5 protein-coding genes are annotated in these 5,824 nt (G+C 67.7%); 3 read left to right on the top strand and 2 right to left on the bottom strand.

Annotated elements, in window-relative coordinates; genetic code table 11:
- Positions 1–83: 83 nt before the first annotated feature.
- Complete coding sequence (gene mdlC, locus G3A44_RS22970; RefSeq protein ID WP_239062063.1) at positions 84–1,709, bottom strand: benzoylformate decarboxylase; 1,626 nt, start codon at positions 1,707–1,709, stop codon at positions 84–86.
- An 85-nt stretch (positions 1,710–1,794) separates the two neighbouring features.
- Between mdlC and G3A44_RS22965 the strand changes: the two genes are divergently transcribed.
- A complete protein-coding gene (locus tag G3A44_RS22965) occupies positions 1,795–2,712 on the top strand; it encodes a LysR substrate-binding domain-containing protein (RefSeq protein WP_163460081.1) in 918 nt (305 codons plus the stop codon).
- A 268-nt stretch (positions 2,713–2,980) separates the two neighbouring features.
- On the opposite strand, the gene G3A44_RS22960 is transcribed toward G3A44_RS22965, so the two are convergent.
- Positions 2,981–4,801, bottom strand: a complete 1,821-nt coding sequence (locus tag G3A44_RS22960; protein WP_163460080.1) for a sigma-54-dependent Fis family transcriptional regulator — start codon at positions 4,799–4,801, stop codon at positions 2,981–2,983.
- A gap of 18 nt (positions 4,802–4,819) precedes the next feature.
- On the opposite strand from G3A44_RS22960, the gene G3A44_RS22955 reads away from it, so the two are divergent.
- Complete coding sequence (locus G3A44_RS22955) at positions 4,820–4,969, top strand: hypothetical protein (RefSeq protein ID WP_163460079.1); 150 nt, start codon at positions 4,820–4,822, stop codon at positions 4,967–4,969.
- Between the two features lie 26 nt (positions 4,970–4,995).
- Positions 4,996–5,769 carry a coniferyl-alcohol dehydrogenase gene (locus G3A44_RS22950; protein ID WP_163460078.1) on the top strand — a complete coding sequence of 258 codons (774 nt, stop codon included), beginning with the start codon at positions 4,996–4,998 and terminating at the stop codon, positions 5,767–5,769.
- The last annotated feature ends 55 nt before the right edge of the window (positions 5,770–5,824 follow it).

Below are 5,824 nucleotides of genomic sequence, written 5' to 3'. Positions count from 1 at the left end.
CTCGCCGTTGATCAGCATCGAGATCGTGTTCATGTCTTGTCTCCGTCAAAAACGTTGTGAGGGCATGGCTGGCGTGCCCGGCGTCAGGCCACGACCAGTTCGATGAGGCACGGCCCGTCGGCCTGCAGCGCGTCGGCCAGGGCTTGGCGCAAGCGGTCCGGCTGTTCGACACGGCACGCGGGAAGGCCTTGGCCTTGGGCCAGTTGCACAAAGTCCAGATCCGGCAGATCGGTGCCGGCGGGCTTCTCGCCAGGGGCATAGCCAAACACCGGCGCAAAGTCCTGCAGCGCGGCGTAGCGGCGGTTGTTCAAGATGACAAACGTCAGCGGCAAGGCCAGCTGGGCGGCGCTGTACAGCGCCTGGATCGCGTACATGCTGGAGCCATCACCGATCAGTCCGATCACCCGGCCCGGCAAACCCAGCTTGCGCCGCGCCAGGGCCACGCCCACCGCCGCAGGCATGCTGTGCCCCAGGCCGCCGCTGGCCATGGTGTAGAAACTGTCGGCGCCAGGCATGGGCAGGCAGGCCTGAATCACACCGCGCGAGCCGGGGGCTTCCTCCACCACCACATCGTCAGCACCACGCAGCTGATCCAGGGTCTGCAGGGCATAGGCCACACTCATCGGCAGGCTGGGCTCGGCCACCGGCGCCGCCGTGCGCCGTGCGGGTGCTGGCCGCGCCACGGCGGGCGACTGGCTCAGGAGCGCATCCAGCGCCAGGTGCAGGCTGGCCACGATGCTGTGGCCCTGGGGTGTCCAGGCCGCCACCTGCGGGTCATCGACGATCTGCCACAAGGTGCTGCCCGGCGGCACATGCCAGCCCGCGCCTTCGACGTGGTAGCTGAAGGCCGGGGCGCCCAGCACCAGGATCAGGTCATGGGCCTGCAGCCGATCGACGATGCGCTCGCGGTAGGCCGGCAGGAAGCCCTGGAACAGCCGATGCCGCTCCGGGAAGCTGCAGCGGGCACTCATGGGCGCGGCATAGATGGCGATGTTGTGCCGCTCGGCCAACTCAACCACTTGGCCCACCGCGCTGTCACGATCCACCCCGGCCCCGACCACGATGGCCGGGCAGGCGCTGGCCGCCAGCGCCTGCGCCAGGCGGGTGATGGCCTGCGGTTCCGGTGCCACCGCGTGGGTGACGGTGTGCGGGGCCACCCAGTCGCTCGGCTGCTCCCAGTCATCGGCGGGGATGGAGACGAATACCGGCCCACGGGGCGGCTGCATGGCCACCTGGTAGGCGCGCGCCAAGGCCAGCGGCACATCCGCCGCCCGGGCGGGCTCAATGGCCCACTTCACATAGGGGCGGGGCAGCTCGGTGGCTTGGGTGGCAGAGAGGAAGGGGTCAAACGGCAGGATGGAGCGCGACTGCTGCCCAGCCGTCACGATCATGGGCGTCTGGTTCTTGAAGGCGGTGAACACATTGCCCATGGCATGGCCGACACCCGCAGCAGAGTGCAGGTTGACCACCGAGGCATTGCGCGTCACCTGGGCATAGCCATCGGCCATGCCCACCACCACCGACTCCTGCAGGCCCAGGATGTAGCGGAAGTCCTCGGGAAAGTCCCGGAACATGGGCAGCTCGGTGGAGCCGGGGTTGCCAAACACCGTGTCCAGACCGAGCTCGCGCATGAGCTGGAGCACAGCCAGGCGCACCGTGGGCCGGGGAGGGAAAGGCAGCGCGTCAGAGTTGGGAGGAGTGGAGTTCATGGAGGCAGGCATCGTCAGTGATGACAGTCTCGAACTCGCTCACTTATCCATCAATAATATGTAGCTACTAAAGATCATTGATCCTATGGATATCAAGTCACTTGATCTGAACCTGCTGCGGCTGTTTGACACCATCTACCGACTTCGCAACATCAGCCGTGCCGCAGAGGCATTGGGGCTGTCCCAGCCCGCCACGAGCCAGGCGCTCACGCGGCTGCGGCTGGCCATGAACGACCCCCTCTTCCAGCGGGCCCCCGGCGGCGTCAAGCCCACCGCCCGCGCCGACCGGCTGGCCAGAACCGTGCAAGAAGGCTTGGCCCTACTGGAAGCGGGGCTGGAGGAGGAGGCGGACTTTGATCCGCGAACGTCGTCTGCAGAACTGCGCCTGCACCTGACCGACATTGGGGAAGCCCGTTTCCTGCCCCGCCTGATGGAAGCGCTGGGCCAGCGTGCGCCCCTGGTGAAAGTCCATGCGCAAACTTGGGCGCCCGAAGCCATCCCGGCCGGGTTGGAAGAGGGGAAGCTGCACTACGCCATCGGCTTCCTGCCCACGGTCGCCAGCACAGCGCGAATCGAGCTGCTCACCGATCGGTATCTTCTGCTGCTGGGATCCAACCACCCCTTGGCAAAACGCGCCAGCGCAAACGTGGTGGGAACAGAGGAGCTGGCCCAACTCGACTTCGTCGCGGTCCGCTCACATGGCGAGACCCTGCGCATCCTTCAGGCCCTGCGCCTGGAGCACCGGGTGCGCTTGGTGGCCTCCAATTTTCTGGCGCTGCCCGCTTTGTTGCGGAGCACGGAACTGGCCGTGCTGATGCCTCGGGAGATCGCCTTGAATTTCGAGCCCCGAGCCTCTTTCCGATTGATCGAGCCGGGTCTGCCCCTCAGAGACTTCACCGTGTCTTTGCACTGGAGCCGCCGACACGAGCGCCTGCCCCTGCTGCGGTGGACCCGCGCCTTGTTGCTTGACCTGTTCTGCCAATTGGAGCGGCCCCTCGCCTGAGCCGCAGGCTCTTCGGCCCCGCCGCCAATGGCCAAGGCCGTTCTGCACATCACGAAGGGCCAGGCGGTGCAGGGTCCGCGTGCCGCAGTGCGCCAGCGCGCCCAAGGGGAACAGCGCCGGCGCCACCTAGCCGCCCAGGCGCGGCCGCGCCTGCACCAGCCCCCGCTCCTCCCGCACCGCATAGGCCTGGAACACGGTCGACGGGGGGGGGAAGGCGGCGCATTCAACCTGGCGGGCCACCCACGCACGCCAGGTCCGGGGCTTGCCCTCAGCCAATGCCGTGGCGCTTGAGCCGGTAGGCCAGTTGGGCGCGGGTCAGGCCCAGGTGGCGCGCCGCCTCTGACACGTTGTACTTGTGGGCCACCAAGGCCTTGCGGTAGCGGCTGGCCTCGGCGGCGGCGCTGGCGCCCCCGGCGGGCGAAGCAGCAACGGGATCGGCGGCGGCCGCACCGCGGGGGCCGCGCGGCGCGGGGGTGGCCAGCGCCGACAAGGCCGCCGGAGCGTCCTGCGGCGCCCCCATGAGCTTGCCCACGCTGTTGACCAGCAGGCCTTGGCTTTCCAGCAGTTCATCGCCGCGAAACAGGTGGTGCACGTCGATGGGCTCGTCATGCCCGACCATGATCACCCCGCGCTCCACCAGGTTCTGCAGCTCCCGGATGTTGCCGGGAAAGTCGTACTGCAGCAGGGCCTGCACCGCCCGTGGCGTGAAGCCCGGCACCTCGCGCTGGTGCAGGCGGGCGTAGCGCTGCAGGAAGGCCTCCATCAGCAGCGGGATGTCGTCACGCCGAGCCTTGAGCGGTGGCAGCGTGATGGGAAAAACGTTGAGCCGGAAATACAGGTCTTCGCGGAAGCGGCCGGCGGCTACCTCTTCACGCAGGTCCACATTGGTGGCGGCCACCACGCGCACATCCACCTCGATCTCCCGCGTGCCGCCCACGCGCTCCACCTTGCGCTCCTGCAAGGCCCGCAGCAGCTTGCCCTGCGCCACAAAGCTGAGGGACGCCACCTCGTCCAGAAACAGCGTGCCGCCCTTGGCGCGCTCAAAGCGGCCAGGCCGTGAGGCGCTGGCCCCGGTGAAGGCGCCACGCTCCACGCCAAACAGCTCCGACTCGATGAGTGTGTCTGGAATGGCTGCGCAGTTGATGGCCACAAAGGGGGCCTCACGCCGCGGGCTCACCTCGTGCAGGGTCTGTGCGAACAACTCCTTGCCCGCGCCGGACGGGCCAGTGAACAGCACGGTGGCGCTGGTGGTGGCCACCCGCTCGATCAGGTGCCGCGCCGCGCTGAAAGCCGACGAAATGCCAATGAGCCGCTGAGTGGGCGCCTCTCCGGCCGCCGCCGCACGGGGCCGGCTGACCTCGGACACCGGCGCGCTGAAGCGGCGACGCACATGCAGGGCCGAAGCCTCTGGGGCGAAGTAGCGCAGATCGGCCTCGGCCTCCGGGCCCTCCCATTGGTCAGCGGGTTTGCCGACGATGCGGCAGGCGTCGGCCCCGCTGGAGCGGCAGGCCACCTCGCGGTAGAGGATGCGCTTGCCCATGAAAGCGCTGGCATAGCCGCTGGCGTAGCCCACCTGCATCCAGCAGGCCGACTCGGTGCCGATGCCAAAGGCGGCGATGTGCTCGTCGTCTTCGCTGGAGTCGTGCCACCAGTAGTCGGCAAAGAAGTCGCCGCGCGCGATATCGAACTCGAAAGTGATGGTCTCGGGCCGCACGATGCCTTCGAGCTTGTGCATGCGCGGGCCGGCGTGGAAGGCGTTGGCAGGGTCGCTGTCGGGCCAGGTCTGGCGCACCAGCTCGGCGTCCCGGGCGCCGGCGGCGTAGCCCACGCGGGTGAGCAGCGAGCGAGCCTGCTCTTGGCCCAGCGTGGCGATCAGCTCGCGCCGCAGCGCGCCGTAGGTGGACGAGCGCCACAGCACCATGCGCTGGTCATTGAGCCAGATGCGGCCATCACCGGGTGAGAACACCAGGCTCTCGGTCAGGTCACGCAGCGTGGGTGTGGCGCCTTCGTCGATGTCTGCAAAGGTGCGGCTGGGGCCGGCGCGGCGTTGCAGTTCAGCCAGAGACAAGCGCTTGGGAGATGCAGGCATGGGCGGCAAAGCGCGTTGATGTTTGATCATCAATTATTGATCAACGTCACCACCTTGAATTTCGGGTATCCACCAGACGACAGCACGCAAACCATTGATTTCATTGAACAAGCCAGGATGCTTGAAGCCTGGCACCCGCTTTGCGAAGCAGCCTGTGATTTCTCATGAACCGCATGAACCACAGGAGACCCTTCATGCTGCAAGGCAAGACCCTCATCGTCACCGGCGCCGCTTCGGGCATTGGGGCGGCCACCGCCGCGCTGGCCCAGCGCCTGGGCGCACACGTGCTGTCGGTGGACATTCAGCGCCCTGCCGAGGTGGTGGGCACCTTCTTCCAGGCCGACCTGTCGGACCAGGCCTCCATCGACCGGCTGGTGGCCGCGCTGCCGGCTGGTGCCCATGGCTTGGCCAACATCGCCGGGCTGCCGCCCACACGGCCGGCCGAGGCGGTGCTCAAGGTCAACCTCGTGGGCCTGAAGTACCTGACCACACAGCTGGTGCCCAAGCTGGCCGATGGCGCGGCCATCGTCAACCTGGCCTCGCTGGCCGGCTTGGGCTGGCCCGAAGCCCAGGCGCAGATCCACGCCAGCGCCACGCTGGACTTTGACGGTGTGCCCGCCTTCTGCCAGGCCCACGGCATCGAGGGGGCGCGCAGCTACTTCTTCTCCAAAGAGGCACTGATCGTCTGGACCCTACAGAACCGCTGGACCTGGCGCGACCGCGGCATCCGCATGAATGCCGTGAGCCCCGGCCCGGTGGACACGCCCATCCTGAAGGACTTCATCGAAACCCTGGGCGCCCGCGCCGAAGAGGACATGAAGACCATGGACCGGCCCGGCACCCCGGCCGACATCGCCCCGGTGGTGGCCTTCCTGCTGTCGGACGGCTCGGCCTGGATCCGGGGCACCAACGTGCCCACCGACGGCGGCATGTACGCCAACGTGCTCTGCCAGATGCACGGCTACTGAGCCCCCCACGCGGAGACACACCATGAACACGATCTCGATGCTGATCAACGGTGAA

It is taken from the genome of Ideonella livida (genome assembly GCF_010499455.1).
Classification (GTDB): Bacteria; Pseudomonadota; Gammaproteobacteria; order Burkholderiales; family Burkholderiaceae_C; genus Ideonella; species Ideonella livida.
Note: the sequence above shows the minus strand (reverse complement) of the source record. Positions and strands in the feature narration are given on the sequence as shown.